24 protein-coding genes are annotated in these 25,892 nt (G+C 73.8%); 4 read left to right on the top strand and 20 right to left on the bottom strand.

Translation table 11 applies throughout. From position 1 onward, the window contains the following. Positions 1 to 35: 35 nt before the first annotated feature. The 5 genes from ACIBPB_RS20085 to ACIBPB_RS20065 form a co-directional block, all read right to left on the bottom strand. Complete coding sequence (locus ACIBPB_RS20085; protein ID WP_396841064.1) at positions 36 to 629, bottom strand: TetR/AcrR family transcriptional regulator; 594 nt, start codon at positions 627 to 629, stop codon at positions 36 to 38. 10 nt (positions 630 to 639) lie between these two features. Continuing rightward, a complete protein-coding gene (locus ACIBPB_RS20080; protein ID WP_396841063.1) occupies positions 640 to 2,790 on the bottom strand; it encodes a YhgE/Pip family protein in 2,151 nt (716 codons plus the stop codon). Further along, complete coding sequence (locus ACIBPB_RS20075; RefSeq protein WP_396841062.1) at positions 2,787 to 3,509, bottom strand: ATP-binding cassette domain-containing protein; 723 nt, start codon at positions 3,507 to 3,509, stop codon at positions 2,787 to 2,789. Before ACIBPB_RS20075 ends, ACIBPB_RS20080 begins: the two co-directional genes overlap by 4 nt. 195 nt (positions 3,510 to 3,704) lie before the next feature. Continuing rightward, positions 3,705 to 4,544, bottom strand: a complete 840-nt coding sequence (locus tag ACIBPB_RS20070) for a GNAT family N-acetyltransferase (RefSeq protein WP_396841061.1) — start codon at positions 4,542 to 4,544, stop codon at positions 3,705 to 3,707. A 98-nt stretch (positions 4,545 to 4,642) separates the two neighbouring features. Continuing rightward, entirely contained in the window at positions 4,643 to 5,866 is a 1,224-nt protein-coding gene (locus tag ACIBPB_RS20065; RefSeq protein ID WP_396841060.1) for an MFS transporter, read from the bottom strand. A 120-nt stretch (positions 5,867 to 5,986) separates the two neighbouring features. On the opposite strand from ACIBPB_RS20065, the gene ACIBPB_RS20060 reads away from it, so the two are divergent. Next, entirely contained in the window at positions 5,987 to 6,571 is a 585-nt protein-coding gene (locus ACIBPB_RS20060) for a PadR family transcriptional regulator (protein ID WP_396841059.1), read from the top strand. A gap of 126 nt (positions 6,572 to 6,697) precedes the next feature. Here the strand turns inward: ACIBPB_RS20060 and ispG are convergent, their stop codons facing one another. From ispG to ACIBPB_RS20035, 5 genes are all read right to left on the bottom strand, one after another. Further along, entirely contained in the window at positions 6,698 to 7,870 is a 1,173-nt protein-coding gene (gene ispG / locus ACIBPB_RS20055) for a flavodoxin-dependent (E)-4-hydroxy-3-methylbut-2-enyl-diphosphate synthase (RefSeq protein WP_396841058.1), read from the bottom strand. A 9-nt stretch (positions 7,871 to 7,879) separates the two neighbouring features. Next, complete coding sequence (locus tag ACIBPB_RS20050; protein ID WP_396841057.1) at positions 7,880 to 9,127, bottom strand: M50 family metallopeptidase; 1,248 nt, start codon at positions 9,125 to 9,127, stop codon at positions 7,880 to 7,882. Beyond that, entirely contained in the window at positions 9,127 to 10,338 is a 1,212-nt protein-coding gene (gene dxr / locus ACIBPB_RS20045) for a 1-deoxy-D-xylulose-5-phosphate reductoisomerase (RefSeq protein ID WP_396841056.1), read from the bottom strand. The genes ACIBPB_RS20050 and dxr overlap by 1 nt, the downstream gene beginning before the upstream one ends. Before the next feature lie 43 nt (positions 10,339 to 10,381). Then, positions 10,382 to 10,564: a hypothetical protein gene (locus ACIBPB_RS20040; protein WP_396841055.1), complete on the bottom strand. Its 183-nt coding sequence runs from the start codon at positions 10,562 to 10,564 to the stop codon at positions 10,382 to 10,384. A gap of 314 nt (positions 10,565 to 10,878) precedes the next feature. Next, positions 10,879 to 11,424, bottom strand: coding sequence for a GNAT family N-acetyltransferase (locus ACIBPB_RS20035; RefSeq protein WP_396841054.1), 546 nt, complete (start codon positions 11,422 to 11,424; stop codon positions 10,879 to 10,881). Positions 11,425 to 11,475: 51 nt separating this feature from the next. Here ACIBPB_RS20035 and ACIBPB_RS20030 point away from each other — a divergent pair, with 51 nt between their 5' ends. Continuing rightward, the gene (locus tag ACIBPB_RS20030) at positions 11,476 to 12,318 is read left to right on the top strand and encodes a YhjD/YihY/BrkB family envelope integrity protein (protein WP_396841053.1); all 843 of its coding nucleotides are present in this window, start codon (positions 11,476 to 11,478) and stop codon (positions 12,316 to 12,318) included. Between the two features lie 88 nt (positions 12,319 to 12,406). Here the strand turns inward: ACIBPB_RS20030 and ACIBPB_RS20025 are convergent, their stop codons facing one another. Continuing rightward, positions 12,407 to 12,829, bottom strand: coding sequence for a 50S ribosomal protein L7/L12 (locus ACIBPB_RS20025; RefSeq protein ID WP_396841052.1), 423 nt, complete (start codon positions 12,827 to 12,829; stop codon positions 12,407 to 12,409). Between the two features lie 68 nt (positions 12,830 to 12,897). Between ACIBPB_RS20025 and ACIBPB_RS20020 the strand changes: the two genes are divergently transcribed. Continuing rightward, on the top strand, positions 12,898 to 14,499 hold the full coding sequence (locus ACIBPB_RS20020; RefSeq protein WP_396841051.1) for a phytoene desaturase family protein: 1,602 nt from the start codon (positions 12,898 to 12,900) through the stop codon (positions 14,497 to 14,499). Positions 14,500 to 14,596: 97 nt separating this feature from the next. On the opposite strand, the gene ACIBPB_RS20015 is transcribed toward ACIBPB_RS20020, so the two are convergent. After that, positions 14,597 to 16,177 carry a Rieske 2Fe-2S domain-containing protein gene (locus ACIBPB_RS20015; RefSeq protein WP_396841050.1) on the bottom strand — a complete coding sequence of 527 codons (1,581 nt, stop codon included), beginning with the start codon at positions 16,175 to 16,177 and terminating at the stop codon, positions 14,597 to 14,599. A gap of 238 nt (positions 16,178 to 16,415) precedes the next feature. Here ACIBPB_RS20015 and ACIBPB_RS20010 point away from each other — a divergent pair, with 238 nt between their 5' ends. After that, positions 16,416 to 16,640 carry a DUF2631 domain-containing protein gene (locus tag ACIBPB_RS20010; RefSeq protein WP_357328454.1) on the top strand — a complete coding sequence of 75 codons (225 nt, stop codon included), beginning with the start codon at positions 16,416 to 16,418 and terminating at the stop codon, positions 16,638 to 16,640. Between the two features lie 76 nt (positions 16,641 to 16,716). Here ACIBPB_RS20010 and ACIBPB_RS20005 read toward each other — a convergent pair whose 3' ends face one another. The 8 genes from ACIBPB_RS20005 to ACIBPB_RS19970 all read right to left on the bottom strand — a co-directional run bounded on the left by ACIBPB_RS20005 (position 16,717) and on the right by ACIBPB_RS19970 (position 25,801). Further along, positions 16,717 to 17,787 (bottom strand): DivIVA domain-containing protein, encoded by a 1,071-nt coding sequence (locus ACIBPB_RS20005; protein WP_396841049.1) that lies wholly within the window; start codon positions 17,785 to 17,787, stop codon positions 16,717 to 16,719. 21 nt (positions 17,788 to 17,808) lie between these two features. After that, complete coding sequence (gene rlmN, locus ACIBPB_RS20000; RefSeq protein WP_396841048.1) at positions 17,809 to 18,954, bottom strand: 23S rRNA (adenine(2503)-C(2))-methyltransferase RlmN; 1,146 nt, start codon at positions 18,952 to 18,954, stop codon at positions 17,809 to 17,811. Between the two features lie 104 nt (positions 18,955 to 19,058). After that, positions 19,059 to 20,417 carry a phosphatidate cytidylyltransferase gene (locus tag ACIBPB_RS19995; protein WP_396841269.1) on the bottom strand — a complete coding sequence of 453 codons (1,359 nt, stop codon included), beginning with the start codon at positions 20,415 to 20,417 and terminating at the stop codon, positions 19,059 to 19,061. A gap of 644 nt (positions 20,418 to 21,061) precedes the next feature. Next, positions 21,062 to 21,619 (bottom strand): ribosome recycling factor, encoded by a 558-nt coding sequence (gene frr, locus ACIBPB_RS19990; RefSeq protein ID WP_396841047.1) that lies wholly within the window; start codon positions 21,617 to 21,619, stop codon positions 21,062 to 21,064. Positions 21,620 to 21,706: 87 nt separating this feature from the next. Next, on the bottom strand, positions 21,707 to 22,474 hold the full coding sequence (gene pyrH, locus ACIBPB_RS19985) for a UMP kinase (protein ID WP_302767681.1): 768 nt from the start codon (positions 22,472 to 22,474) through the stop codon (positions 21,707 to 21,709). A gap of 161 nt (positions 22,475 to 22,635) precedes the next feature. Beyond that, positions 22,636 to 23,466 carry a translation elongation factor Ts gene (gene tsf, locus ACIBPB_RS19980; protein ID WP_396841046.1) on the bottom strand — a complete coding sequence of 277 codons (831 nt, stop codon included), beginning with the start codon at positions 23,464 to 23,466 and terminating at the stop codon, positions 22,636 to 22,638. A 135-nt stretch (positions 23,467 to 23,601) separates the two neighbouring features. After that, a complete protein-coding gene (gene rpsB, locus ACIBPB_RS19975) occupies positions 23,602 to 24,468 on the bottom strand; it encodes a 30S ribosomal protein S2 (RefSeq protein WP_366646678.1) in 867 nt (288 codons plus the stop codon). A gap of 364 nt (positions 24,469 to 24,832) precedes the next feature. After that, a complete protein-coding gene (locus ACIBPB_RS19970; RefSeq protein ID WP_396841045.1) occupies positions 24,833 to 25,801 on the bottom strand; it encodes a hypothetical protein in 969 nt (322 codons plus the stop codon). Positions 25,802 to 25,892: the final 91 nt, after the last annotated feature.

Raw genomic sequence — 25,892 nt, 5'->3', positions numbered from 1 at the left:
CGGGCGGCGCGCTCAAACGAATTACCGCGAAGGGGTCACGTCTGGGCGACCCGGCGGACGATGCCGAGCAGCGCCTCCTGGACGTCCTCGATCGGCCGGTCGGGCTGGAAGACCAGCCAGTCCACGGCCACCACCAGACCCACCCCGAACAGCGCCGAGCTGGCCGTCCGGACGTCCAGGTCGGCCGGGAGGTCCCCGCCGGCCACCCCGGCCCGTACGGTCTCCGCGATCACCTCGATCGCCTCGCCGCGCAGCAGCCGCAGGGTCTGCTGCCACTCCCGGTTGGTGCGCCACATCTCGGAGAGCAGGAGCTGGGCGAAGGCCCGGTAGCGGCGGATGTACTCCAGTTCGGCGCGGACCAGCGCGGCCAGCGCCTCCCGGGGCGGCAGCCCGTCGACGGCGGCCCGGAAGTCGGCGGTGAGCAGGCCGATGCCGTGCCGCAGCAGCTCCTCGAAGAGGACCGTCTTGGACTCGAAGTTGTAGTAGACGGTCCCCTTCGCCACCCCGGCCCGGGCCGCGATGTCGTCCACCGTGGTGGCGGAGAAGCCCCGTTCGGCGATGAGGTCCACCGCCGCCACGAAGAGGCGCTGGCGGGTGTCCTCGCGCCGTCGCGACCGTCCGTCCGTCACCCGCCCATCCTCACATGGCCAGTTCGGGGTGCAGCTTGGCCGGGGTGAGCCGGCGGGACCGGCGGGCCGCGCCGACGCCGAGCGCCAGCGCGCCGACCCCGAAGGCGACCAGCACCAGCGCGCCGGTGAGCACCGGGGCGGCCGGGCCGCCGTTGATGGTGTGCCGCAGGCCGTCCACCACGTACGTCATGGGCAGCCAGGGGTGGATGGCCTGGAAGAACCCGGGCGAGGTCTGCACCGGGTAGGTGCCGCCGGAGGAGGTGAGCTGGAGCATCAGCAGGGCCAGCGCGGCGAGCCGGCCGGCGGGGCCGAGCGCCACGCCGAGCAGCTGCATGATCGCGGTGAACGCCAGCGAGGTGAGGGCGAGCAGCCCGACGGTGGCCACCGGGTGCGCCGGGCGCAGGCCGAGGGCCAGGGTGACCACGGTGACCAGCACGGCCACCTGGGCCAGCCCGATCGCGGCGGCGGGCAGCCAGCCGGCCAGCACGACCCGCCAGCCGGGGGCGCCGGACATCACGTGCCGCCGGTTCACCGGCCGCAGCACCAGGTAGGTGATCATCGCGCCGACCCAGAGGGCCAGGGCCAGGAAGTACGGGGCGAAGCCGATGCCGTAGGAGCCGGCCGGGTGGTCGGAGTGGCGGATCAGCCCGACCGGGTCGCCGAGGATGTCGGCGCGGCTGTCCGCGTCGTGGTAGCCGGGCAGTTTCCGTTCTCCGGCGGCGAGCCCGTCGGCGAGGTCGCCGGCGCCGCCCTCCAGCTTGGTCAGTCCGTCGGCGAGGCGGTTGCTGCCGCTGCTGAGCTGGGCGAGGCCGCCGTCGAGCTGGCGGGCGCCGGTGGCCAGCCGGTAGAGCCCGCCCCGCAGCTGGTCGGCGCCGTCGGCCGCGCCGCCGAGGCCGTCGCGGAGCTTGGCGCTGCCCTGGGCGAGGGTGTTCAGCCCGCTGGCCAGCTGGTCGACCTTGGCCCGGGCGGCGGCGATGTCGTCGGCCAGGTGGGGTGCGGCGGCGGCCACGTCGCGGGCGGTCCGCGCGACCTCGGTCAGCTGCGTCCTGAGGGCGGCCAGGTCGGTGCGGTCCAGCGCGGCGACCATCGCCCGGGCGGTGCTGACCGCCTGCTCGGCGGCCTGCCGGGCGGCCACCAGGTTCGGGTCGTCGGCCAGTTCGGGGTGGGCCTTCGCCAGCGCGTCGAGACGGTCGCGGACCTCCGCGGCCCGGCGTATTACGTCGTCGGCCTTGGCCGGCAGCGCGTCGATGCTGTCGGCCAGCGTCTGCGCGCCCTCGGCGACGAGCGTGGCGGCGCGCCGGATGTTGTCGGCGTTGCGGCGCAGCAGCGGCTCGTACCGGTCGGCCGCCGCGTCCACCGTCGCGGCGGCGGCCCTGGTCTCGGTCGCGGCACGGCTGGTGCCGTCGGCGATCTGCGCGGCGCCCGTGTAGAGCTGGTCGAGGCCGTCGGCCAGCTTCGCCGCGCCCCGTACGGAGCTGCCGAGCCCGCCGGCCAGCTGGCCGGCGCCGTCCTCGGCGGCGCCCAGCCCGTCGGCGATCTTCCCGGCGCCCTGCTGGGAGGCGCCCAGCCCGTCGTGGAGCTGGTCGGCGCCGTCGGCGGCCCGGCCGGTCTCGGCCTTGGCGTCGGTGAAGCCGATCAGCATCCGGTCGAAGTACGACGCGGCGGCGCTCTCCGCGGCGGCGGCCCGGATCTCGCTGAACGCGGAGCGGGCGAGCAGGCCGGAGAGGTAGTTGGTGGCGTCGTCGTTGACCACCTTCAGCTCGCCCCGGCGGGCCGGCTGGTCCGGGTCGGGGCCGGCGGCCAGGGTGGCGGAGAAGTCGGCCGGGATGGCGAAGACCAGGTGGTAGCGGCCGTCGTTGAGCCCGGCCGTGGCGTCGGCCTGGTCGGTCACCGTCCAGCCGAAGACCTTGCGGTCGAGCAGTTCGTCGGTGAGGTCCTGGCCGGCGTGCACCGCGCTGCCGTCGCCGGCGGTGGCCGGCCGGTCGGCGTTGACCAGGGCGACCGGGATCCGGTCGAGCTTCCCGTACGGGTCCCAGAAGGCGTAGAGGTAGAGGGCGCCGTAGAGCAGCGGGATGACGGTGAGCACGGCGAGCGCGGCGCGCGGCAGCCGGCCGCGGGCCATCCGGCGCAGCTCGAAGCGGGCCAGGCGGAGGACGCTCATGCGGCGGTCTCCCGGGTGTCGTCCCGGTCGCCGGCGGCGCGGGGCGCGACCAGGGCGGGGGTGGGCAGGGTGGGGTCGCCGATCCGGTGCTCGACCACGATGGCGCCCGGTTCGACGGCGCGGGCGCTGGCGACCACGGCGTACCCCTGGTCGGCGAGGCGGCCCAGGGCGGCCCAGATCCATTCCCGTTCGGGGGCGTCGGAGCCGGCGTCCACGTCGTCGGCGACGATCAGGTTGGGGCCGCTGAGGCTGGCCAGCACGAGGCCGAGCACCTGCCGTTCGACCGGGGTGAGGTCGCGGCCGTACCGGTGCGGGTCGAGCGGGGCGTCGGTGAGGCCGGCGCCGGCGATCGCGGCGGCGAAGGCGTCCCGGCGGTACGCCCGGCGGGCCCGCACCGCGGCGACCGGGACGAGCCGGCGGCGGCGTGGCACCGGTCCGAGCAGCAGCAACCGTTCCTGGATGTGTTCGGCGACGGTCAGCGTGGGGTCGGGCTCGTGCACGCCGGCGACCTGCCCGAGGGCGGCGGGGCCGCGCCGGTTCAGCTCGCCCTCGGTGTGCGGGAAGCGGCCGGCCAGGGTGAGCAGCAGGGAGGTGCGGCCGCTGCCGGGCGGGCCGGTGACGGCGTGCAGCTCGCCCGCGTCGGCGCTGAGGTCGACGTCCCGGTACACCCAGCCGCGGCGGGTCCGCAGACCCAGCCCGCTGGCCTCGACGATTAGCATCGCACGCCCGACTTTCTAAACTGACCAGTCAGTATAAAAACAGGTTCAGCATAGCGCCGGGTGTCCGGTTCGGCGCAATTCGAGCGGGCGTGATCCCGGCCATGCCGGCTGCCCGGTTCCCGCGCGGGGTCCGGCGCCCGCCCCGGGCGGGCCTCGTGGTCGACTCAGAAGAGTCGGACCGGCCTCGGGGACGGCTCAGAAGAGCACGGTGGCGAGGGTGCCGACGGGGCGGAACCCGCAGCGCTCGTAGACCCGCCGGGCCGGCAGGTTGAAGTCGTTGACGTAGAGGCTGACGGTCGGCGCCACCCGGGTCAGCGCGTCGCGCACCACGGCCGCCATGGCCGACGTCGCGATGCCCCGGCCGCGCCACTCCGGCGCCACCCAGACCCCCTGCACCTGCGCGGTCCGCCGGGTCACCACGGCCAGTTCCGCCTTGAAGACCACCCGGCCGTCCACGAACCGGGCGTAGGCGCGGCCGGCGCGCACCAGGTCACCGACCCGCCGCCGGTAGCCGCGCCCGCCGTCCTCGGCCAGCGGCGACACCCCGACCTCCTCGGTGTACATCGCCACCGCCGCCGGGAAGAGCTGGTCGATCTCCGCGGCGCGTACCCGGCGCACCTGCGGGTCGGGCGGCACCGGGGGGATGGCCTCCGTGGCCAGCAGCGGCTGGTTGGGGCGTACGTCCCGGGCCGGGCCCCACTGCCCGGACAGGCGGTCCCAGAGGCCGAGCACCGCGTCGGCGCGCCCCACGATCGAGGAGCAGAGCCGTTCCTCGGTGCTCAACTGCTCGGCGAACGCGGCCACCGCCGGCGGCGAGGCGAGCACCGGGGTCAGGTTGCCGCCCAGCCAGCAGATCGACTCCAGGTTGCGCCGGCCGCCGTAGCCGAGGATCCGCCCCTCGGCCCGCCACCAGGCCAGCCCTTTGGCGGCCACCCGCTCGGCGACCTGCGCGCCGGCGTACGGGTCGAGATCCAGCAGCCGCTCGACCGCGCGGCGCTCCGACTCCCCGAGTTGGCGTACCGGCACCGTGAGCACGGATACCAGCCTGCCAGATCGACCCCGGCCCGCGCGGGCCGACCTGAGGACCGTGGCCGATCGTCGGCTCAGTGGCCGCTCAGCCGACCGGGACCTGCTCAGCCGACCGGGACCGGCTCGGCCGGTGTCGGGGGGCGGCTCCGCGCGGCCCAGCCGACCACCGGCGGCACCAGCAGCCCGAGCACCAGGAACAGGCCGCCGAGCAGCAGCCAGCCCGGTACGCCCCAGCCGATGGCGAGGGTGGTCACCACCACCGGGGCCACCATCGAGCCGAGCTGCATGCCCATCCCGTAGGCGCCCTGGTACTGGCCTTGGGCGTGGGCCGGGGCGAGGCCGAAGGAGATGCCCCAGCCGGCGGCGGCGTGCCACAACTCGCCCACCACGTGCACCAGCGCGCCGCCGAGCAGCAGCGGCACGGCGACCGCGACGGGCAGGCCCCCGCTCGCCGCGAAGAGCGCGCAGGCGGCCGCGATCACCACGCCGGCGCGGCGGGCGGCCCGGCCGGCGCCGGTGAGGTCCTCGGTGCCGCGCGAGGCGCGGACCTGGAAGAGCACCACCATCACGGTGTTGACCAGCAGACAGACCGAGACGAGCCAGCGCGGCGCGGTGGTGTGGCCGGCGATCCAGAGCGGCAGCGCGATGTTGATCAGCCCGAAGTGCATCGACATCAGCCCGTCCAGGACCGTGAAGGCGAGGAACGGGCGGTCCCGCAGGGCGATCAGCCGCGGCCCGTGTGCGGGCGCGGGGACCGGGGGCACGGGCGGCAGCCGGAGCAGCACCGCGGCGGCCACCAGGTAGGTGGCGCAGTCCAGCAGGATGAGCGACACGTACCCGGTCCGGGTGTCGGCGGCGAGGCCGACGCCGGCCAGCACCGCGCCGACGGAGATGCCGACGTTGGTGACGGCGCGCAGGTAGGCCCGGGTGCGTACCCGCTGGTCCGGGGGGACCGCGCCGGCGATGAGCGCGCCCCGGGCCCCGCGGCTGGCCGAGTCGGCCACCGCCATCAGCACGCCGACCAGCAGGAATCCGGCGAACGAGCGGACCGCCACCAGGGCGGCGGTGCAGCCCGCCGAGGCGAGCAGGGCGGTGATCTGGAGACCGCGCGGCCCGAGCCGGTCGGCGAGGTAGCCCATCGGCGTGCTGGCGACGAGGCTGACCAGCGCGGTGATGGTGAGGCCGAGACCGACCTGGGTCACCGTGAGCCCCACCGAGCGGGTGAGGAAGAGTGCGCTGGCGGTCAGCCAGGTGCCCCGGCCGACGGTGTTGACCAGCGTGGAGAGGGTGAGGATCCGGGCGGGCCCCGGTTCGGGAAGCAGGCGCACACCGGCACCCTAACAAGACGTACGTACGGTTTGAAATCCAATTCCCACCGATGTTGTCAGCGATGCATTGCCGATATATCGTTGATGCATCAGCGATAGTCGCAACAGAAGGAGAGCCCGATGGGTTTCCACCGACGGATGTACGCCGCGCACGACGAGCTGCGCCGGCGCGGCTTCGGCTTCCCGCCCGTGCCGCCCGGTCCGCCGCCGTTCCCGCCCGGCCCGCACGGACACGGTCGAGGTCGGGGCGGACGCGGCCGGGGACGCCGGCCCAACGTGCGCGGCGCCGTGCTGGCGCTGCTCACCGAGCGGCCGATGCACGGCTACGAGATGATCCAGGAGATCGACTCCCGGACCGGCGGGGCCTGGCGGCCCAGCCCCGGATCGATCTACCCGACCCTGCAACTGCTCGAGGACGAGGGCGTCATCGCCGCCGCCGCCGACTCCGACGGCGGGCGGAAACGGTTCGCCCTCACCGAGCAGGGGCAGGCCGAGGCCACCGAGGCGGCACAGACCCCGCCCTGGGGCGAGTTCGCGGCGCAGACCGTGAGCAGCTGGCACGACATCCGCGACGCCGGCGCGCAGGCCATGAACGCCCTGCGACAGGTGATGATGACCGGCACCGACGACCAGCGGGCGCGCGCCGCCCAGGTGCTCGACGAGACCCGGCGCAAGCTGTACGCCATCCTCGCCGAGTCCGAGTGAGCCGCGCCGACGGTGCGCCGGCCGGGGTGGTCGCGGGACCGCCACCCCGACCGGCGCCGCCGGCCTGAACCGACACGTGCGGCCGCCCCCGGTGGGGACGGCCGCACGTGTGCGTCGGCGAACCGGTCAGTGCACGGTGACCGTGGCGCCCGGCAGCAGGCCGCGCAGTTCCTCGGGGAGTTCGGCGCCCATCTCGTCGGCGATCCGCAGCGCCTCCTCGATCAGCGTCTCCACGATCTGGCCCTCCGGCACGGTCTTGACGACCTGGCCCTTGACGAAGATCTGGCCCTTGCCGTTGCCGGAGGCGACGCCGAGGTCGGCCTCGCGGGCCTCGCCCGGGCCGTTCACCACGCAGCCCATGACGGCCACCCGCAGCGGCACCGGCAGCCCCTCCAGGCCGGCAGTGACCTCCTCGGCCAGCTTGTAGACGTCGACCTGGGCCCGCCCGCAGGACGGGCAGGAGACGATCTCCAGACCGCGCTCGCGCAGGCCCAACGACTCCAGGATCTGGTTGCCGACCTTGATCTCCTCGACCGGCGGGGCGGACAGCGACACCCGGATGGTGTCGCCGATGCCCTCGGCGAGCAGGGCGCCGAAGGCGACCGCCGACTTGATGGTGCCCTGGAAGGCCGGCCCGGCCTCGGTGACGCCGAGGTGCAGCGGGTAGTCGCACTGCTCGGCGAGCTGCCGGTACGCCCGGATCATCACCACCGGGTCGTTGTGCTTGACCGAGATCTTGATGTCCCGGAAGCCGTGCTCCTCGAACAGCGAGCACTCCCAGAGCGCCGACTCGACCAGCGCCTCGGCGGTGGCCTTGCCGTACTTGCTCAGCAGCCGCTTGTCCAGCGAGCCCGCGTTCACGCCGATCCGGATCGGCACCCCCGCGTCCCCGGCCGCCTTGGCGATCTCCTTGACCTTGTCGTCGAACTGGCGGATGTTGCCCGGGTTGACCCGGACGGCCGCGCAGCCCGCGTCGATCGCGGCGAAGACGTACTTGGGCTGGAAGTGGATGTCGGCGATCACCGGGATCTGCGACTTCTTCGCGATCGCGGGCAGCGCCTCCACGTCGTCCTGGGAGGGCACCGCCACCCGGACGATCTGGCAGCCGGACGCGGTCAACTCGGCGATCTGCTGGAGGGTGGCGTTGACGTCGGCGGTCAGGGTGGTGGTCATCGACTGGACCGAGACCGGCGCGCCGCCACCGACCGGCACCGAACCGACCATGATCTGGCGGCTGGCCCGGCGCGGGGCGAGCGGCGGCGGCGGCACGGGGGGCATACCGAGACTGACAGCGGTCACTTCAGGCACTCACCTTGAGAAGAGCGTGATCGGGTTGACGACGTCCGCGGTGACGGTCAGCAGCGTGAACGCGCCACCGATCAGGATCACCGCGTACGTGAGGGGCATGAGCTTGAGGTAGTCCACCCGGCCCGGGTCGGCGCGGCCGATGCGCGCGTAGAGCCAGGAGCGGACCCGCTCGAACCAGGCGATGGCGATGTGGCCACCGTCCAGCGGCAGCAGCGGCAGCAGGTTGAACACGCCGATGAAGAAGTTCAGCGAGACGAAGAGCATGAAGAACGCGTACCAGGCCTCGTTCGCCACGAACTCGCCGCCGAGCCGGCTGGCGCCGACCACGCTGATCGGGGTGTCCATGTCGCGCTCGCCGCCGGTGACCGCGGTCCACAGGGCGGGCACCTTCTGCGGGATCCGCTGCATGGCGTGCGCGGTCTGCACGGCCATGTTGCCGGTGAAGTCGGCGGTGGCGCCGAACGCGGCGACCGGACCGTACTCGATCCGGCTCGGCGTGGTGGGCTGCACCATGACGCCGAGCGCGGAGACGGCGGAGGTGGCGCCCTTCGGGTCGTCCAGCGGCGGGCGCTGCACCGCGGCCAGGTCGACCCTGGCGGTGCCCGGCTGGCCGTCGCGGACGTAGGCGATGGTGGCCGTGCCCGGCGGGACGGCGCGGACCACGTCGAGCATGTCGCCCCAGGTGGAGACCGGCCTGCCGTTCACGGCGGTGATCCGGTCGCCGTCCCGCAGTTGGGCCTTCGCGGCCGGGCTGGCCGGGTCGCCGGTCTGGCAGCCGCGGTTGACGTTCTCCACCACCACGCACGGGGCCAGGGCGATCACGGCGGGCTCGGCCTTGAGGCCCTCCGCGGTGGTCGGGGCCTTCGGGTTGGGCAGCCCGACGGAGACCGCCATGATCCAGAGCGCGCCGAGGGCCAGGGCGAAGTGGGTGATGGAACCGGCGGACATCACGATCGTCCGCTTCCACACCGGGTAGCGCCACATGGCGCGCTTCTCGTCCCCCGGCTCGACGTCGTCGTCCTGCGGGGTCATCCCGACGATCTTGCAGAAGCCGCCGAGCGGGATGCCCTTGACGCCGTACTCGGTCTCGCCCCGCCGGAACGACCAGAGCGTCGGGCCGAAGCCGACGAAGTAGCGGGTGACCTTCATCCCGAAGGCCTTCGCGGTGACCATGTGCCCCGCCTCGTGCAGGCTCACCGAGATGAGGATCGCCAGGGCGAAGAGCACCACCCCGAGCAGGTAAACCATCAGGCTCCTTCCACCGACCCGGCGATGATCGCCTGGGCGCGCGCCCGTGCCCACGCCTCGGCGGCGAGCACGTCCTCGACGGTACCTGGTTCGTCGAAGTCCGGAGCGTCCTCCAACACCCGATCGAGAGTGTCGACGATGCCGAGGAAGGGCAGCCGCCCGGCCACGAACGCCGCCACGCACTCCTCGTTGGCCGCGTTGTAGATCGCCGGCCGGCACCGCCCGGCCTCGCCGGCCGCCTTGGCCAGCGCGACGGCCGGGAACGCGGTGTCGTCGAGCGGGAAGAACTCCCAGGTGTGCGCCGTCGTCCAGTCCACCGCGGCGGCGGCCTCCGGCACCCGGTCCGGCCAGCCCAGCGCGACCGCGATGGGCAGCCGCATGTCCGGCGGGCTGGCCTGGGCGATCGTGGAGCCGTCGACGAACTCGACCATCGAGTGGATCACGGAGGTGGGGTGGATCATCACCTCGATATCGGCGTAGGGCACGTCGAACAGCTCGTGCGCCTCGATCACCTCAAGGGCCTTGTTGACCATGGTCGCGGAGTTGATCGTGACCACCGGGCCCATGTTCCAGGTCGGGTGGGCCAGCGCCTGTGCCGGGGTCACCTCGGTCAACTCGTCGCGCCGGCGGCCCCGGAACGGGCCGCCGCTGGCGGTCACGATCAGCCGACGGACCTCGGAGCGGGCACCGGAGCGCAGGCACTGCGCCATCGCGGTGTGCTCGCTGTCGACCGGGACGAGCTGCCCCGGCCGCGTCAGGGCCGCCTTGACCAGCGGGCCGCCGGCCACGAGCGACTCCTTGTTGGCCAGCGCGAGGGTACGCCCGGCGCGCAGCGCGGCCAGCGTCGGCGGCAGGCCCAGCGAGCCGACCACGCCGTTGAGCACGACGTCGCACGGCCACTCCGCCAGCTCGGCCATGGCGTCCGGCCCGGCCACAATCTTGGGCAGCTTGAAGTCGCCGGTGGCCCAGCCGCGCCGGCTCGCCTCGGCGTAGAAGGCCAGCTGGAGGTCCTGCGCGGCGGACGCCTTCGCCACCCCGACCGCCTCGACCCCCAGTTCCAGGGCCTGCGCGGCGAGCAGCTCCACGTTGCCGCCGCCGGCGCCGAGGGCGACCACCCGGAACCGGTCCGGGTTGCGCCGGACGATGTCGATGGCCTGGGTGCCGATCGAGCCGGTCGAGCCGAGCAGGACAAGGGTGCGGGGAGTGCTCACCCGGCCATTCTTCCCCAGCGCCCCTGAGCGCCCGCCGGGAGCCTCACTCCCCGACGCTCGACTCCTCCGGCGGAGCCTCGTCGCCCAGCAGCTCACCTGGGTCGATGGTGAACTCGAAGGGCCGCTTCATGACGAACATCGTGCCGGCCGCCGCCGCGGCGAGGGGGCGATACTCACCGTCGGCGAGCTCGAAGAGCGCGATCGAGTTCGGCATCCTGGTGGTCATACCCCGCATGTGGTGTCACGATCACGCTTCCGCTCAGGACCTCGACCTTGGGGCCGTTGGTCTCCGGTAGGAGATCGAGAGCGAGCTGCGCGGTCCACGGTTCGTCGTGCCACCGGAGCGCGTCGAACGACGGCTCGGCGGGCCGCGGCGTCGGATCGGGCCTGAACGCGGCCTGGGCCATCCGGCTCACCCCCTCAGCGGAACATCGTGCTACCGCCCACCCTAACGGCGCTGCCCCGGTCCGGGCCGCTCGCACAGGGTGTGCGTCAGGAGCGGCGGGCCGGCCGGGGCCGAGGATCAGCCGACCCGGAGGATCAGGCGGCGGAGCGGAGGACGAACGTCTCCAGCTCGGCGCCGCCGTACCAGTCGGTGCGGATGCCCAGGTGGGTCATGCCGAGCCGGCGGGCCACCGCCATCGACGGTTCGTTGCCGGCCATCACCACCGCGTACACCTGCGGGGTGCCGGTGGCGAACTCGCGCGCCAGCATCGCCCGGGCCGCCTCGGTGGCGTAGCCGTGGCCCTGGGCGTCGGGGTGCAGGTGCCAGCCGACCTCGATGTCGTCGCTCGGGGTGACCCCGTCGCGCCCGGGCAGCGGCTTGAGCAGGACGCTCCCGGCCACCCGGTCGGCGCCGCGCGGCTCGATCGCCCAGATCCCCCAGCGGCCGGCGTACGGCCCGTAGCGGTCCCGCCAGGCGTGGACCCGTTCCCGCGCCTGCGCCGGGTCGGTCATCCGCCCCGCGCCGCCGCCCAGCCAGCGCATCACCTCCTCGCGGGAGTAGATGTCGTAGATCCGGGCCAGGTCCGCGGGCGACTCGGTCCAGTCCCGCAGGACCAGCCGCTCGGTCGTGGCGATCGTCATGCCGCCGGATCGTAATGCGTGGCGCACGGCCGGACGGGGAACGAGAGCGCGATGGGCGACGGGTGGGATCGGGCGAAGCGGATCACGGCTGCGGCATTCCGGCCGGTCCGCGGCCGGGACCTGTCCCTGCACGCCGCCGCGATCACCTTCTACGGCGGGATCGCCGTGGTGCCGGTGGCGCTGCTGGCGATCTGGCTCACCGGCCTGCTCGCCGGGGCGGACCGGGTACGGCGGCTGACCGGGTACGCGGTCGACACGCTGCCCACCGAGATCGGCGTGCACCGGGCGGTGGCCGCGCTCGTCGAGGCCGGGCTCGGGCTGACCCCGTGGCTGGCGCTGGCCTCGCTGCTGCCGGCCTCGCTCTACGGCGAAGGGCTGCGCCGCGCCTTCGTCTCGGTGGCCGAGCCACGCGCCGAGTCCGGCGCGCTGGTCGGCTGGCGGGGCCGCCTGCTGCTGCTCCCGCTGCTCGCGCCGGCGCCGGCGCTGCTGCTGTCGATCCTGCTGGCGCTGCCGCTGACCACCCGGCTGGTACGCCAGGGCGGCTGGTCCGGCGCGCTCGGCGTGGTGCTGTCGTTCCTGGCGGTGTGGCTGGTGCTCACGCCGGTGCTGGTGTGGGTGTTCCGGGTGGTCGGTCCGGCCTCCCCGGACTGGCTGGTCACCGTGGCCCTGGGCTCGTTCACCGCGGCGAACCTCTCCGGCTTCCTGCACGGCTTCGTGCTGTTCTGCTCGCTGCCGCTGGACCTGGGCGCGCCGTTCGGCGGCTTCGACGAGATCGGCGGCGGGGTGGCGGTGCTGCTCTGGCTCTACCTGTTCCACGTGATCGTGCTGTCCGGCTACTCGGCCACCCTGGCGGCGAGCCGATGGCGGGCCACCCGGGTGGCGGCCCGCGCCTGACGGCGGTCGCTCAACGCCGACGCCCCGTCCGTGCTGCCGCCAGTGACGCCGGGCCGGACCGGGGGCGCGGCGGGACGGCCGCCCGCCGTCAGAGGCTTTCGACGTACCGCTTGGCGTCGGCCAGCGACAGGTGCGTGTGCTCCCGCACCACCTTGATCGCCTGGATCTTCCGGCCCCGCTGGAGCAGCCGCGCGGCCTCGGCCCGCACCGCGTCGTCCACCTTGCTGCCGGTGCCCGGCGCCGGGGCGCCGGGCGTCCACGTCCCGCCCGCCGCCAGCAGGTCGACCACCCGCTTCGCGTCCAGCAGCGACAGTCCGGTCTGCTGGCGCAGCACCTTGACCGCGTCGATCGTGCGCCCCTGCCGGGCCAGCCGGAGCACCTCGGCCTGCCCGTCGCCGATCGGACGGTCCGGGGCGACCAGGTCCCGGGGACGGCCGCGCCGCAGGAGCAGCGGGACAAGCACCACCACGACGAGCACCACCACGAGCGCGACCTGGACAGTCGGGGACATGCCGCCGACGGTAGCGTCCCGCCGCGAACCCTCCCGCCCGGGACCGGCCGGCACTAGGCTCCGGTCGCATGAGTGACGCGAGTGAGCTGCCGACCCGCACCGACGTCGTGGTGGTCGGCGCCGGGCACAACGGCCTGGTCTCGGCGATCCTGCTGGCCCGCGCCGGGCTGGACGTGCTGGTGCTGGAGGCGGCCGAGGTGATCGGCGGCGCCACCCGCACCGAGACGCCGTTCCCCAAGGTGCCCGGGCTGCGGCACTCCACCGGCTCGTACCTGCTCGGGCTGATGCCGCCGGAGCTGCTGGCCACGCTCGACGTGCGGATCCCGGTGCTGCGCCGCGACCCGCACTACTTCCTGCCCACCCCGGGCGGGCTCGGCTCGCCGTACCTGCTCTTCGGCAGCGACGCCGCGGCCAGCCGGCGGCAGCTCGCGGAGATGTTCTCCCCCGCCGACGCGGCCGCCGACGACGCGCTCCAGGCCGAACTCGCCCAGCTCCGCGCGGACCTGGCCCCGGCCTGGCTGGCCGAGCCGCTGCCGGTGGAGCAGACCGCCGAGCGGTACGTCCGGCCCGCCCTGCGGCAGGTCTTCGTCGACCTGGTGCGCGGCTCCGTCGCCGACTACCTGGCCCGGTTCGACTTCCGGTCCGAGCTGCTGGTCAGCATGTACGCGGTCACCGACGGCCTGTCCGGGCTGAACGCCGGCCCGGACGACCCCGGCACCGGGCACAACTTCCTGGTGCACAACATGTGCCGGCTGCCCGGCTCGGGCGGCACCTGGATGATCGCGCAGGGCGGCATGGGCACCGTCTCCCGGACGTTCGCCGAGGCGGCCCGCGCGGCCGGCGCCCGCGTCCACGCCGGCACCCCGGTCACCGCCATCACCCTGGACGGCGGCGCGGCCAGCGGGGTGCTGCTCGCCGACGGGCGCCAGGTCACCGCCGAGGTGGTGCTCGGCGCGTGCGACCCGTACCGGCTGATGGCGCTGCTGCCCGACGGCGCGCTCCCGGCGGAACTGGGCGCGCGGATGGCGGCGGTCCGCCGCCCCGGCACCACGCTCAAGCTCAACCTGGCGCTCACCGGGCTGCCCCGCTTCTCCTGCCTGCCGGCGGACGCGCCGAGCCCGTTCGGCTCCACCATCCACCTGCTGCCCGGCTCCGCGTCGCTGGTCGGGGCGGGCGGCGAGTCGCCGATGAACGCGCTGCGTGCCATGTGGGCGGACGTGCGGGCCGGCCGGCTGCCGGCCGAGCCGACCATCGAGTGGTACCTGCACACCACGGTCGACCCGTCGCTGCGCGACGACGCCGGGCACCACTCGTCGGCGTTGTTCGTGCAGTCGGTGCCGTACGAGCTGGCCGGCACCGACTGGGACGCGGCGCTGCCCGGCTACGTCGAGCGGCTGGTGGCGATCTGCGAGCGGTACGCCCCGGGCACCGGCGACCTGATCGCCGACGCGGTGCCGCTGCCCCCGCCCGGCATCGAGGCGCACTTCGGGATCACCGGCGGACACATCCACCACGTCGACAACACCGTCTCGTTCACCGACCGGATGCCGTACGCGACCGGGGTCGACGGCGTGTACGCCGGCAGCGCGGGCTGCCACCCGGCCGGCAGCGTGATCGGCGCGGCCGGCCACAACGCCGCCCAGCGGATCCTCAACGACCTCGGCCGCTGACGAAACTCGGCGGCTGACCGGGCCCCGGTCGACGCCGGTCACGCGGCGGGGGCGGCGGGTTCGCGGGGCAGGTCGCCGGGGTGGCGGGCGCGGGGAACTAGCTCAGCGCCTCCCCGGCCGGCGCCGGCGTCTCGGCGTCGGCCCGGTGCGCGCGGATCTTGTGGCCGACGCTGGTCAGGCAGCGCCCGCTGGCCAGGTCGAACCGCCAGCCGTGCAGCTGGCAGGTGAGCTGGTCGCCGTCGACGATGCCGAACCGGCTCAGGTCGGCCTTCAGGTGCGGGCAGCGGCGCTGCACCACCCAGCCGTCCAGGGTGATGTCCTCGGCGTCGACGGCCCGCTCGTGCTCGTCGTACCAGCCCTCGGCGTACTGCAGGCGCTCCTCGGAGAGGCACTTGAAGAAGGCGTAGACGAACTCGTTGTACTGGCCGATCCGGGCCGCCGAGAACCGGCAGGACAGGAAGAGCGAGTTGACCCAGTCCACCTCGCCGATGTGCAGCAGGTGCTCGATCAGCGCCCGCTCGGTACGGAACCGGTAACGGACCTTCTCGTCCGCGTACGGCCGGACCTCCTTGCCCGGGAAGTCCACCACGATCGACTCGACCGATTCACCGTCGTAGCCGACCAGGTCGAAGCGGACCGGACCGCCGACGCCCTTGGCCAGGTAGATCGACTCGTCCAGCAGCGGCTCGATCCGGCGCTTCATCTCGCCCAGCACGTCGACCTCGGGGTGCCGCCAGGACACCTTCTCGGCCTCGATGATCGGGCGCTTGCGCTCGCGCATCTCCTCCAGGTGGGCCACCTTGTTCGCGAAGAACTCCTCCACCGGCACCGGGTGGGTGGTGGTCGTGCCCTCGGTGGTGACCTCCGCGACGCTGCCCGGCAGCAGCACGATGCCGTTGGTGCCACCGACCTTGGCGTACTCGGCCAGGAAGACCGACTGGTCGGGGAAGATGTTCCCCTCGTCGCCGAAGATGTCGTTGAACTGCCAGAGGCTGTCGTCGAGGAAGCACGGCGGGCCGGCGATCGGGAAGACGCTGTCGGCCTTCAGGTCGTCGATGTAGCGCCAGGTGCGGTCGAACTGCCGGTCCCGCTTCTGCTTGCCGAACGCGGTCTTGGCCGCCTGCGGCAGCTCGTAGACCATCGGGTACCAGATGGCGCCGGAGAACTGGAGCATGTGCGCGTGCACGTGGCCCAGCTCGGCGAAGACGCTCAGGTCGGTCGGGCGGGCGTCGTTCTGGTTGAGCAGCCGGACCCCGTCATACTCCACCCAGAGCGAGGAGTCGCCGATCGGGCCGTCGGTCGGGCTCGTCAGCGCCTGGATCATGACCTTCAGGCCGCCGGGCAGCTCCACGACCTGCTCGTTCGGCGCCTTGAGGAACTTCGTGAAGCCCAGCGCCCGGAACTCGTCCTCCATCTCCGAGGTGGGGAACTCGGGGAGCAGGACCGTCGCGTCCTTGCTGACGAAGTCCCGCAGGTGCTTCGCGTCGAAGTGGTCCCGATGCAGGTGCGACACGTACAGGTAGTCGACCTGGCCCAGGGTCTCCCAGTCCAGCAGCGAGTTGTCGGGAAAGGGGAACCAGGAGGCGAAGTAGGCGGGGTTGACCCACGGGTCGCACAGGATGCTGCCCGCGGCCGTGTCGATCCGCATGCTGGCATGCCCCGTACCGGTCACTCGCACCGTAGTCCCCCTCAAAAAGGCAATCAGGCGTACGTCAAGACGCTACCGGAGGCAGTGTGCTCACCGTTCCGCGACGCCGGTAGTGCCGTTCCGCCCGGGCGACGACGGGACCAACGGCCCGGTCCCGGTCGCCGTGGTCACCCAACCGGGGTACGCCGATCAGGGCGGACCCCGCACCGGGCCCGCTTCGGGGCGTGCCAGACTAACCGGAGATCCGATCGCGAGGGAAGGACCGACAGTGGCAGGAAGCGAGCCGGTAACCGCGCCAGATCAGCACAAGCCCGGACACCGCAGGTCCGGACGGATCGGGGCGGTGCTGTCGGCGGTGGTTTTGGTGATCATGGCGTTCTGCGGCAACCACGAGGGCAGGGTCGAGGACATCTGGCTGATCGGGATCGCCGCGCTGCTGCTGGCCATCGTGATCGGCGACGCGGTGCTGCGCCGCAACGGCCTGCGTTCCTGACCCCGACGGTCGCTCGACCGGTACGCGCGAGGGCCCGCCCCCACCCGGGGACGGGCCCTCGTCGTCGTCGGTGGGCTCAGCGGCCCAGCAGGATGTCCTGCACGTCCTTGAGCGCGGCGTCGACCTCGGCCTCGAAGTAGCCGCCGGGCACCAGCCCGAAGCGCAGCGTGTCCAGGTCCTTCGGGTTCACCGGCATCTGATTGCGGCCCTGCATGCCACCGAGCAGCGCCTCGAAGAACCGGTCCACCTGGTCCGGGTCGTACCCGCTGCCGAAGCGGCGCACCTGGAAACTGCGCCGGATCTGGTCGACCCGGTAGAGGTCGCTGCCGGGCGGGCCGGCCATCGGCGGCCCCACCATCGGCGGACCGGCCATCGGCGGCGGGCCGGGCGGCATCCCCGGGCCGGGGCCGTAGCCCTGATCCGGTCCGAAGCCCTGCTGCGGCAGCGGCGGGCCGGCCGGACCGCGGCCACGCGGGTCGCGGGAATCGCGCGGGTCCCGCTCGGGCATCCGGATCTCGGCGGTCATGTCGGCGCGCCCGTGCCGGCCGGCCTCGAACCCGTCGAACCGCTCCTCCTGGCCGTAGCCGGCCGGGCCCGGCGGCAGGCCGCGCGGCGGCGGCCCGCCGTGCCCCATCGGGCCGGGACCGCCCGGGCCCATCGGGCCGGGACCACCGGGGCCGCGGGGCGCGTCGTAGCCGCCGCGCGGGGCGTCGTAACCGCCGGCGAAGGCGCCGGTGGGCTCGTCGTAGCGGTTGCCGTACCGGTCGGGCGGGCCGGGCTGCGCGGGCATCTGCCGGGGCGGCATCGGGGGCTGCGGCACCGGCGACAGGCCACGGTCGTCGCGCATCGGCGGGCCCATCCGGTCGGCGAGCCGCGGGTCGCCGCCACGCCCGCCGGGGGCGCCGCGCTCCTCCAGCTCGGCGAGCTGCCGCTCGACCCGGTCGAGGTGCAGGTCGACCTGCCACTCGTCGTAGCCGTTGAACCGGACCCGGAAGACGACGTCGTGGACCTCCTGGGAGGCCACGGGCGCGCCGACCGGCTGACCGGCGAGCGTCGCCTCCACCCGGTCCAGGAAGGCGTCGACCTCGTCGACCTTGTATCCCCGGCGGAGCGCCTTACGCCGGAAACGCTGACCCTGACTCGCCACTATGTCTCCTGGTCTCTACCGCTACGCCGTCGCGGTGCGGGGGTCGGTGTCGCTGTCCTCGGCGGCGGCGAGCTGGCCACACGCGCCGTCGATCTCGCGCCCCCGGGTGTCCCGCACCGTGGTCGACACCCCGGCGTCGCGCAACCGCCGGACGAACTCCCGCTCGACCGGCTTCGGGCTGGCGTCCCAGCGGCTGCCCGGAGTCGGGTTGAGCGGGATGAGGTTCACGTGGGCCAACTTGCCGGCCAACAGCCGCCCGAGCAGATCGGCTCTCCACGGCTGGTCGTTCACGTCCTTGATCATCGCGTACTCGATCGACACGCGACGCCCCGTCGTGGCCGCGTAGTCCCACGCCGCATCCAGCACCTCGGACACCTTCCAGCGCTGGTTGACCGGGACGAGTTCGTCGCGCAGCTCATCATCGGGGGCGTGCAGCGACAACGCAAGGGTCACTGAGAGGTCTTCGCTGGCCAGTCGGCGGATGGCCGGCACCAGGCCGACCGTGGAAACGGTGATGTGCCGCTGGGACAGGCCGAGCCCTTCCGGGGCCGGCGCGACCAGCCGGCGGATCGCCGCCACCACCCGCGAGTAGTTGGCCAGCGGCTCGCCCATGCCCATGAAGACCACGTGCGACAGGCGCGGCGGCGAGCCGGCGACCGCCCCGGAGGCGGCCACCCCGGCCAGATAGACCGCCTGGTCGACGATCTCCGCAGTGGAGAGGTTGCGGGTCAGCCCGGCCTGACCGGTGGCGCAGAACGGGCAGGCCATGCCGCAGCCGGCCTGACTGGAGATGCAGACGGTGACCCGGTCCGGGTAGCCCATCAGCACGCTCTCCACCAGCGAGCCGTCGTGCAGCCGCCAGAGGGCCTTGCGGGTCGCGCCGTCGTCGCAGGCCAGCTCGCGGACCGGGGTGAGCAGGGCGGGCAGCATTGCGCCGGCCAGCCGCTCCCGGGACGCGGCCGGCAGGTCCGTCATCCGCTCCGGGTCCCGGACCAGCCGGCCGAAGTAGTGGTTGGAGATCTGCTTCGCGCGGAACGCCGGCTCCCCCAGCTCGGTGACGAGGGCCTGCCGGCCCGGCAGGTCCAGGTCGGCGAGGTGACGGGGCGGCATCGCCGGGCGGCGACCACGGGCGTCGGGGTCCACGGAAATCAGGGGGAGGCTCGTCATGGCGCGTCCAGTCTGACACGCCGGAAGCGGGACGCACCCGTCCGTAGGTCCGGAATCGGCCCCGACCGGCCGGCGGATGCGCTCCCGTCCGCGTGATTCACGCCTCAGCCCGCCATCGGCACGAGGACCGCCAGCAGCAGGTACGCCGTCGGCACCGCGAACAGGATCGAGTCGAGCCGGTCCATCAGCCCGCCGTGCCCGGGCAGCAGGTTGCTCATGTCCTTGACGCCGAGATCCCGCTTGATCATCGACTCGGCCAGGTCGCCGAGGACGGCCGCGCCGGAGATCGCCAGCCCGAACACGGCACCCCACCAGGGGGCCACGTCGAGCAGCAGCCAGAGCAGCACGGCGCTGCCCGCCGCAGCCGCGGTGACCGAACCGGCGAAGCCCTCCCAGGACTTCTTCGGGCTGATCTTCGGGGCCATCGGGTGCTTGCCGAAGGCCACGCCGGCCGCGTACCCGCCGGTGTCGGAGAGCACCACGGCGATCAGGGTGACCAGCACCCGCAGGTGCCCGTCGTCCGGCGCGGCGGCCAACATCGCCGCGAAGCCGCCCAGGAAGGGCACGTAGACCGCGATCAGGGTGGCCGCGGTGAGGTCGCGTTGGTAGTTGCCCGGGCCGTCGCCGAGCCGCCAGATCATCGTGCCGAGCACGGTGACCAGCAGGCCGAGGCTGAGCGCGTCGGGCCCGGCGAACCAGGCCAGGGCGATGGTGAGCACACCGCCGGCGATCAGCGGCACCAGCGGCGGGTGGGCGCCGCCGCGCCGCACCGCGCGGGCCATCTCCCAGATGCCGATCCCCACCGCGGCGGCGATCACCGCCAGGAACGCCGGCAGGTAGAAGAAGAGGGGCAGCACGATCGCCGCGCCGAGGGCCAGCCCGACCCCGATCGCGGCGGGCAGGTTACGCCCGGCCCGGCCGGTCGCCGGCTGGGTGGTCGGCGGGCGGTCGGCCGAGGCCCGGCGCCGGCCGCGGGTCCGGCGGCCCGCCGGCGCCGGCTCGTCCCCGGCCGCCGGCCGCGCGGCGATCGGCTCGTCGCGCACCGGCGCGATCTGGGCCGTCGGGTAGTCCCCACCCGGCCCGTCGGGGCGCCACCGCTCGGGTCCGTCCCGGTCCGGCGGGGCGTCGTCGCGGACCGGCCGGTCGTAGGGCCGGTCCACGGGATCGTCGTAGCCGGTGCCGCCGGGCCGGTCGTAACCACGCTCCCCGGGCCGGTCGTAACCACGCTCCCCGGGCCGGTCGTAACCACGCTCCCCTGGCCGGTCGTAGCCAGGCTCTCCGGGCAGGTCGTAGCCAGGCTCTCCGGGCCGGTCGTAGCCAGGCTCTCCGGGCCGGTCGTAGGCCGTCGCGTACGGCCCGCCGTCCTGGAGCCGGCCGCGCGGGTCCGGGTCGCCGAGACCCTCGTCGCGGTAGCGGCGGTCGTCGGCCGGGTCGCCGTCGCGGGCCGGGCCGGCGAAGCGCATCGGGTGGTCGGGCCGGTGGCCGGGTTCCGCACCGTAGCCGGGCGGGGCGCCGGGTCCGCCGCCGTAGCCGGGCCCCCCGTCGTGAGGGCGGCCGCCGCGCGGCGCGTCGAACCCGCCGTCCGGGCGGGGTCGGGCGTACGGGTCGGCGGCGGGACGGGTCCGCGGCCCGGTGTGCGCCTCCGGCCCGCCGGGCCGGCGCCAGGGGCCCGGCTCAAGCTCGGTGTCGGGCCAGGGCAGCGCCGCCGGTCGCTCGGGGCGGTCCCAGCCGCCCGGCTCGGTGGTGCCGTAGGGGTCGGGGTGGGACATCACGCACCGGTACGCGATGCGAGTGCCGCCACATGACGCAAGACCAAAACCATCCCCTACAGGCGCGACTGCTCCGGTTGACCGGCCCGACGGCCGGCCGATTCCCGCCGTTCATCCGGTGGTGGCCGGGAATCGTGCCGAGCCTACTGCACCCGGGAAGCCGGCACGGCGGACGATCACCCACCACGACGGCGGCACCGGCGCCGCCGTCCCGACGGCGTCGACTCCCGGCGGCCCGGTCGGCCCCCCGTCCGGCCGGAGCCGGAGGGAGCCGAGGTCGGGCCCGAAGTCGTCGTCGGGGCGGCGGCACCGGTGCCGTCCGCGGTGGGTACGAGCGCTCAGACCTCGAGCAGCTCGTTCTCCTTGTGCTTGACCAACTCGTCGACCGTGGCGACGTAGCGCTGGGTCAGGTCGTCCAGGTCCTTCTCGGCGCGCCGGCCCTCGTCCTCGCCGACCTCGCCGTCCTTGACCAGGCGGTCCAGTTCTTCCTTGCCCTTGCGCCGGATGTTGCGGACGGCGACCTTGGCCTCCTCGCCCTTGTGCCGGGCGACCTTGATCATCTCGCGGCGCCGCTCCTCGGTCATCTGCGGGAGCAGGATGCGCAGCTGGTTGCCCTCGTTGTTCGGGTTGACCCCGAGGTCCGAGTCGCGGATGGCCTTCTCCATGGCGCCGAGCTGCGAGTTGTCGTACGGCTTGATGATCACCATGCGCGGCTCCGGAACCCCGATGGAGGCCATCTGGGGCAGCGGGGTCGGGGTGCCGTAGTAGTCGATCACGATCCGGGAGAACATGGCGGCGTTGGCGCGACCGGTACGGATCCCGCCGAACTCCTCCTTGGCGTGCTCGATGGCACGCTCCATCTTCTCCTCGGCCTCGAGGAGGGTGTCGTCGATCACCGGTCTCCTCGCCTCCTTCTGTAGCTCGTGGTGGGCTGTGCTGCTGCTGTGCTGTCGGAGGACCGCTGCCGGCTCGACCGGGCCGTTTCAGGCGGTGATCAGCGTGCCGATCTTCTCACCGCCGACGGCCCGGACGATCGTGTCGTCGCCCTGCGCGCCGAAGACCAGCATCGGCAGGCCGTTCTCCATGCAGAGACTGAACGCCGCGGCGTCGGCCACCCGCAGGTTGCGGCGCAGCACCTCGGAGAAGGTGATCGAGTCGAGCTTGCTCGCTGTCGGGTCGATCCGCGGGTCGGCGGTGTAGACCGCGTCCACGCCGTTCTTGCTCATCAGCACCACGTCGGCGTGGATCTCCAGCGCCCGCTGCGCGGCCACCGTGTCGGTGGAGAAGTACGGCATGCCGGCACCCGCGCCGAAGATGACCACGCGGCCCTTCTCCAGGTGCCGGATCGCCCGCAGCGGGATGTACGGCTCGGCGACCTGGGCCATCGTGATGGCGCTCTGCACCCGGGTCTCGATGCCTTCCTTCTCCAGGAAGTCCTGGAGGGCCAGGCAGTTCATCACCGTGCCGAGCATGCCCATGTAGTCGGCCCGGGCCCGGTCCATGCCCCGCTTCTGCAGCTCGGCGCCGCGGAAGAAGTTGCCGCCGCCGACCACCACGGAGACCTGCACGCCGCGGCGCACCACGGTGGCGATCTGCCGGGCGATGCCCTGCACGACGTCCGGGTCGACGCCGATCGCGCCGCCGCCGAAGACCTCACCGGAGAGCTTCAGCACCACCCGGCGGGCCCGCCCGGGCGGTGGGGCGGTCGGATCGTCCGCCGCCAGGCTCCGGTCACTCACAACCTGCGTCATCCGCCGCGCCCCTTCCGTCGCGCACCTCGCGTGCGCCCGTACCGCGTAACTGCCGCTGCCGACCCTATGTGACGAGGAGGCCGCGGTGCCTGTCACGTACACCGGCGGCCTCCTCGTCGACGTTTCCCTGCCGCCGGTCGCGTCCGCGTCCGGCGGGCGGATCAGGCCTGGCCGACCTCGAACCGCACGAAGCGGGTGACCTCGATGCCGGCGTCGGCCAGCAGCTGCTTCACCGTCTTCTTGTTGTCGGCGACCGACGCCTGCTCCAGCAGGACGAAGTCCTTGAAGAAGGCGTTGACCCGGCCCTCGACGATCTTCGGCAGCGCCGCCTCGGGCTTGTTCTCCTCGCGGGCGGTCTGCTCGGCGATGCGCCGCTCCGACTCGACCACGTCGGCCGGGACCTCGTCGCGGGTCAGGTACTTCGGCCGCATCGCGGCGATCTGCATCGCCACGCCGCGGGCGTCCGCGTCGCCGGCCTCGTCGGACTTGCCGGCGTACTGCACCAGCACGCCGACGGCCGGGGGCAGGTCCTGGCTCTTGCGGTGCAGGTAGACGGCGGTGGTGCCGCCCTCCAGCCGGGCGAAGCGGTTGAGCACCAGCTTCTCGCCGATCTTGGCGGACTGCTCCTGGATCAGGTCGGCGACCGGCTTGCCGTCGATGGTGCTGGCCAGCAGCTCCTCGGCGCTGTTCACGCCGCTGCGCTCGCCGTGCTCCACCAACTGCTGGGCCAGGGCGATGAAGGCGTCGTTCTTGGCCACGAAGTCGGTCTCGCAGTTGAGCTCCAGCAGCGAGGTGCCGGAGTGCGCGATCAGACCGTTGGCGGCCGTGCGGCCGGCCCGCTTGCCGACGTCCTTGGCGCCCTTGACGCGCAGGATCTCGATGGCCTTGTCGAAGTCGCCCTCCGCCTCGGTCAGCGCCTTCTTGGAGTCCATCATGCCGGCGCCGGTGAGGTCGCGGAGCTTCTTGACGTCCGCGGCGGTGAAGTTGGACATGACTCTCTCTTCGGTGTTTGAGACTGCGGTGGGATGGTCTGGCTGCCGGTTACCCGGATCCGGGCCGGTTGTGCCCGGCGTACCCGCCGCGCCCCACCGGCCGGGAAATCGGACGGTGGGGACGCGACGGCGCGATCACTCCGCGGCGGCGGTCGCCGGCTGCTCGGCGGTCGCGGGCTGCTCGGCGGCGGCCGCCGGCTGCTCGTCGGCCTTCTTCGGCTCCTCGAGCAGCTCGCGCTCCCACTCGGCCAGCGGCTCGTCGGCGCCGACCTGGCCCGGCTCCGGCTTCTCGTCGCCGCCCCGGCCCCGGCCGGAGCGGGCGATCAGACCGTCGGCCACGGCGGCCGCGACGACCTTGGTCAGCAGCTCGGCCGAGCGGATCGCGTCGTCGTTGCCCGGGATCGGGAAGTCGACCTCGTCCGGGTCGCAGTTGGTGTCGAGCACGGCGATCACCGGGATGCCCAGCTTGCGGGCCTCGTCGACGGCGATGTGCTCCTTCTTGGTGTCGACGATCCAGACCGCGGCCGGGAGCTTCTGCATGTCGCGCAGACCACCGAGGGTCTTGGTCAGCTTGATCTTCTCGCGGGAGAGCTGCAGCGTCTCCTTCTTGGTGTAACCGGCGGCGGTGCCGCTCAGGTCACCCAGGGCCTCCAGCTCCTTCATCCGCTGGAGCCGCTTGTACACCGTCTGGAAGTTGGTCAGCATGCCACCGAGCCAGCGGTGATTGACGTACGGCTGACCGACCCGGGTCGCCTGCTCGGCGATGGCCTCCTGGGCCTGCTTCTTGGTGCCGACGAAGAGGATGCTGCCGCCCCCGGCGACGGTGGTCCGCACGAACTCGTACGCCTTCTCGATGTAGTCGAGGGTCTGGCGCAGGTCGATGATGTAGATACCGTTGCGCTCGGTGAAGATGAAGCGCTTCATCTTCGGGTTCCAGCGCCGGGTCTGGTGCCCGAAGTGGACACCACTCTCCAGCAGCTGACGCATGGTCACGACGGCCATGGGGTACTCCTAGTTTCCCTGGTTGTCCCGTCCGGCCGGCGGCCGGACGCCTGGCGCCCGGTCGGCGGCCATGACGGACCCGAACGGGATCGGGACCAGGGAGGCCGTCGCCCCACGGAGCGGTCCGTGGAGAGGGCACGCGAGGTCGACCGCGCGAGGCGGTCGCCAGTCGACCAGTGTACGCGCTCTCCCGCGGCCCCGGTCCCGGGGTGCGGGAACCGCCGAGGGCGGCCACCCGTCAGCCCCGGTCGCCGAGGTACGGGAACCGCTGGCGGGGCGGCCGGCCCGGTCGCCGGGGCCGCGACCGCGCCCCGGGTTCCCGGTTCCGGACATACCTCCGGGTCGGGGAGGTATGTCCGCGGGGTCAGCGGGCGGCGAGCGCGGCGGCCAGGAAGAGCACCAGCCCGACGGTCAGGTAGGCGGTCGGCGGCCGGAGCCAACCACGGCTGCCGTCGGCGAGGGCCAGCCCACCGGTGCGCAACCCGTACAGGCCGGCGCCGAAGATCGGCAGGCCGACCACCAGGAACGTGCCCACCACGACGTGCGAGGTGGAGACCGGGTCGCCGACCAGACCGTGCAGCAGCACCCGCAGCGCGGGGGCCTCCAGGACCAGCACCAGCGCCGCCAGCAGCACGGCCAGCACCGGCCGGCGGGTCCGGTAGACCCCGTCGCCCGGCTTCGCCGCGTCCGGCCGGGGAGCCACCGACGGCATCGGGCCGGTCGGCAGCTCCAGCGGGTGCGGCACCGGCCCGGGCGCGACCTCGGCGCCGGTGACGCCGGGCCGCTCCCCGACGGTCAGCGGCGTGGCCCCGGGGTACCCGGGGCGCTCCGCGCCGGCCGGCACCCCGGCGGGACGCTCGCCGGCCGGCAGCGCGGGGGCGCCGGCGTGCGCCGGATGGTCCCCGACGGTGCCCGGCGCCGGGGCCGGCTCCGCCGGACGGGTCGGCTCGACGATCGGGTAGCCGCCGAGCGGGCCGGACCGCAGCGGGTCGGCGCCGAGCGGCCCGGCCTCCCGGCCGGCCCCGCCGAGCGGGTCGGCGGCCTCCCGGGCGGCCCGCCGGCCGACCCGCTCGCCCGGCAGCTCGGTGGAGGTGTCCGGATCATCGGTCCAGCGCGACCGGCGGTAACCGTCGGCCCCGTCGACCTGCGGATCGGCCCCGCCGTACGGGGCGGCCTCGCCGTACCGGAAGCCCTCACGCTGCTCGGGGACGAGGTAGTCGTCGTCGCGGTGCCGCGGCTCGGCCCGCCAGTCCGGCTCGGCGTACCCCCGGTCGCCCCAGCGCGACCCCTGCTCATCCTCGGGAAAGCTCCGTCGTCCGTCCACGACCGGCACGGTATGCGACCGGAACCCGGTCCGCCATTCGGCCCCGGGCGGCATCGCCGCTGGTCGATGCCGCCCGACGCGGCTCCCGGGGCGACACGCC

Origin of the sequence: Micromonospora sp. NPDC049836 (assembly GCF_044465125.1) — a bacterium.
Taxonomy (GTDB): Bacteria; Actinomycetota; Actinomycetes; order Mycobacteriales; family Micromonosporaceae; genus Micromonospora.
Note: the sequence above shows the minus strand (reverse complement) of the source record. Positions and strands in the feature narration are given on the sequence as shown.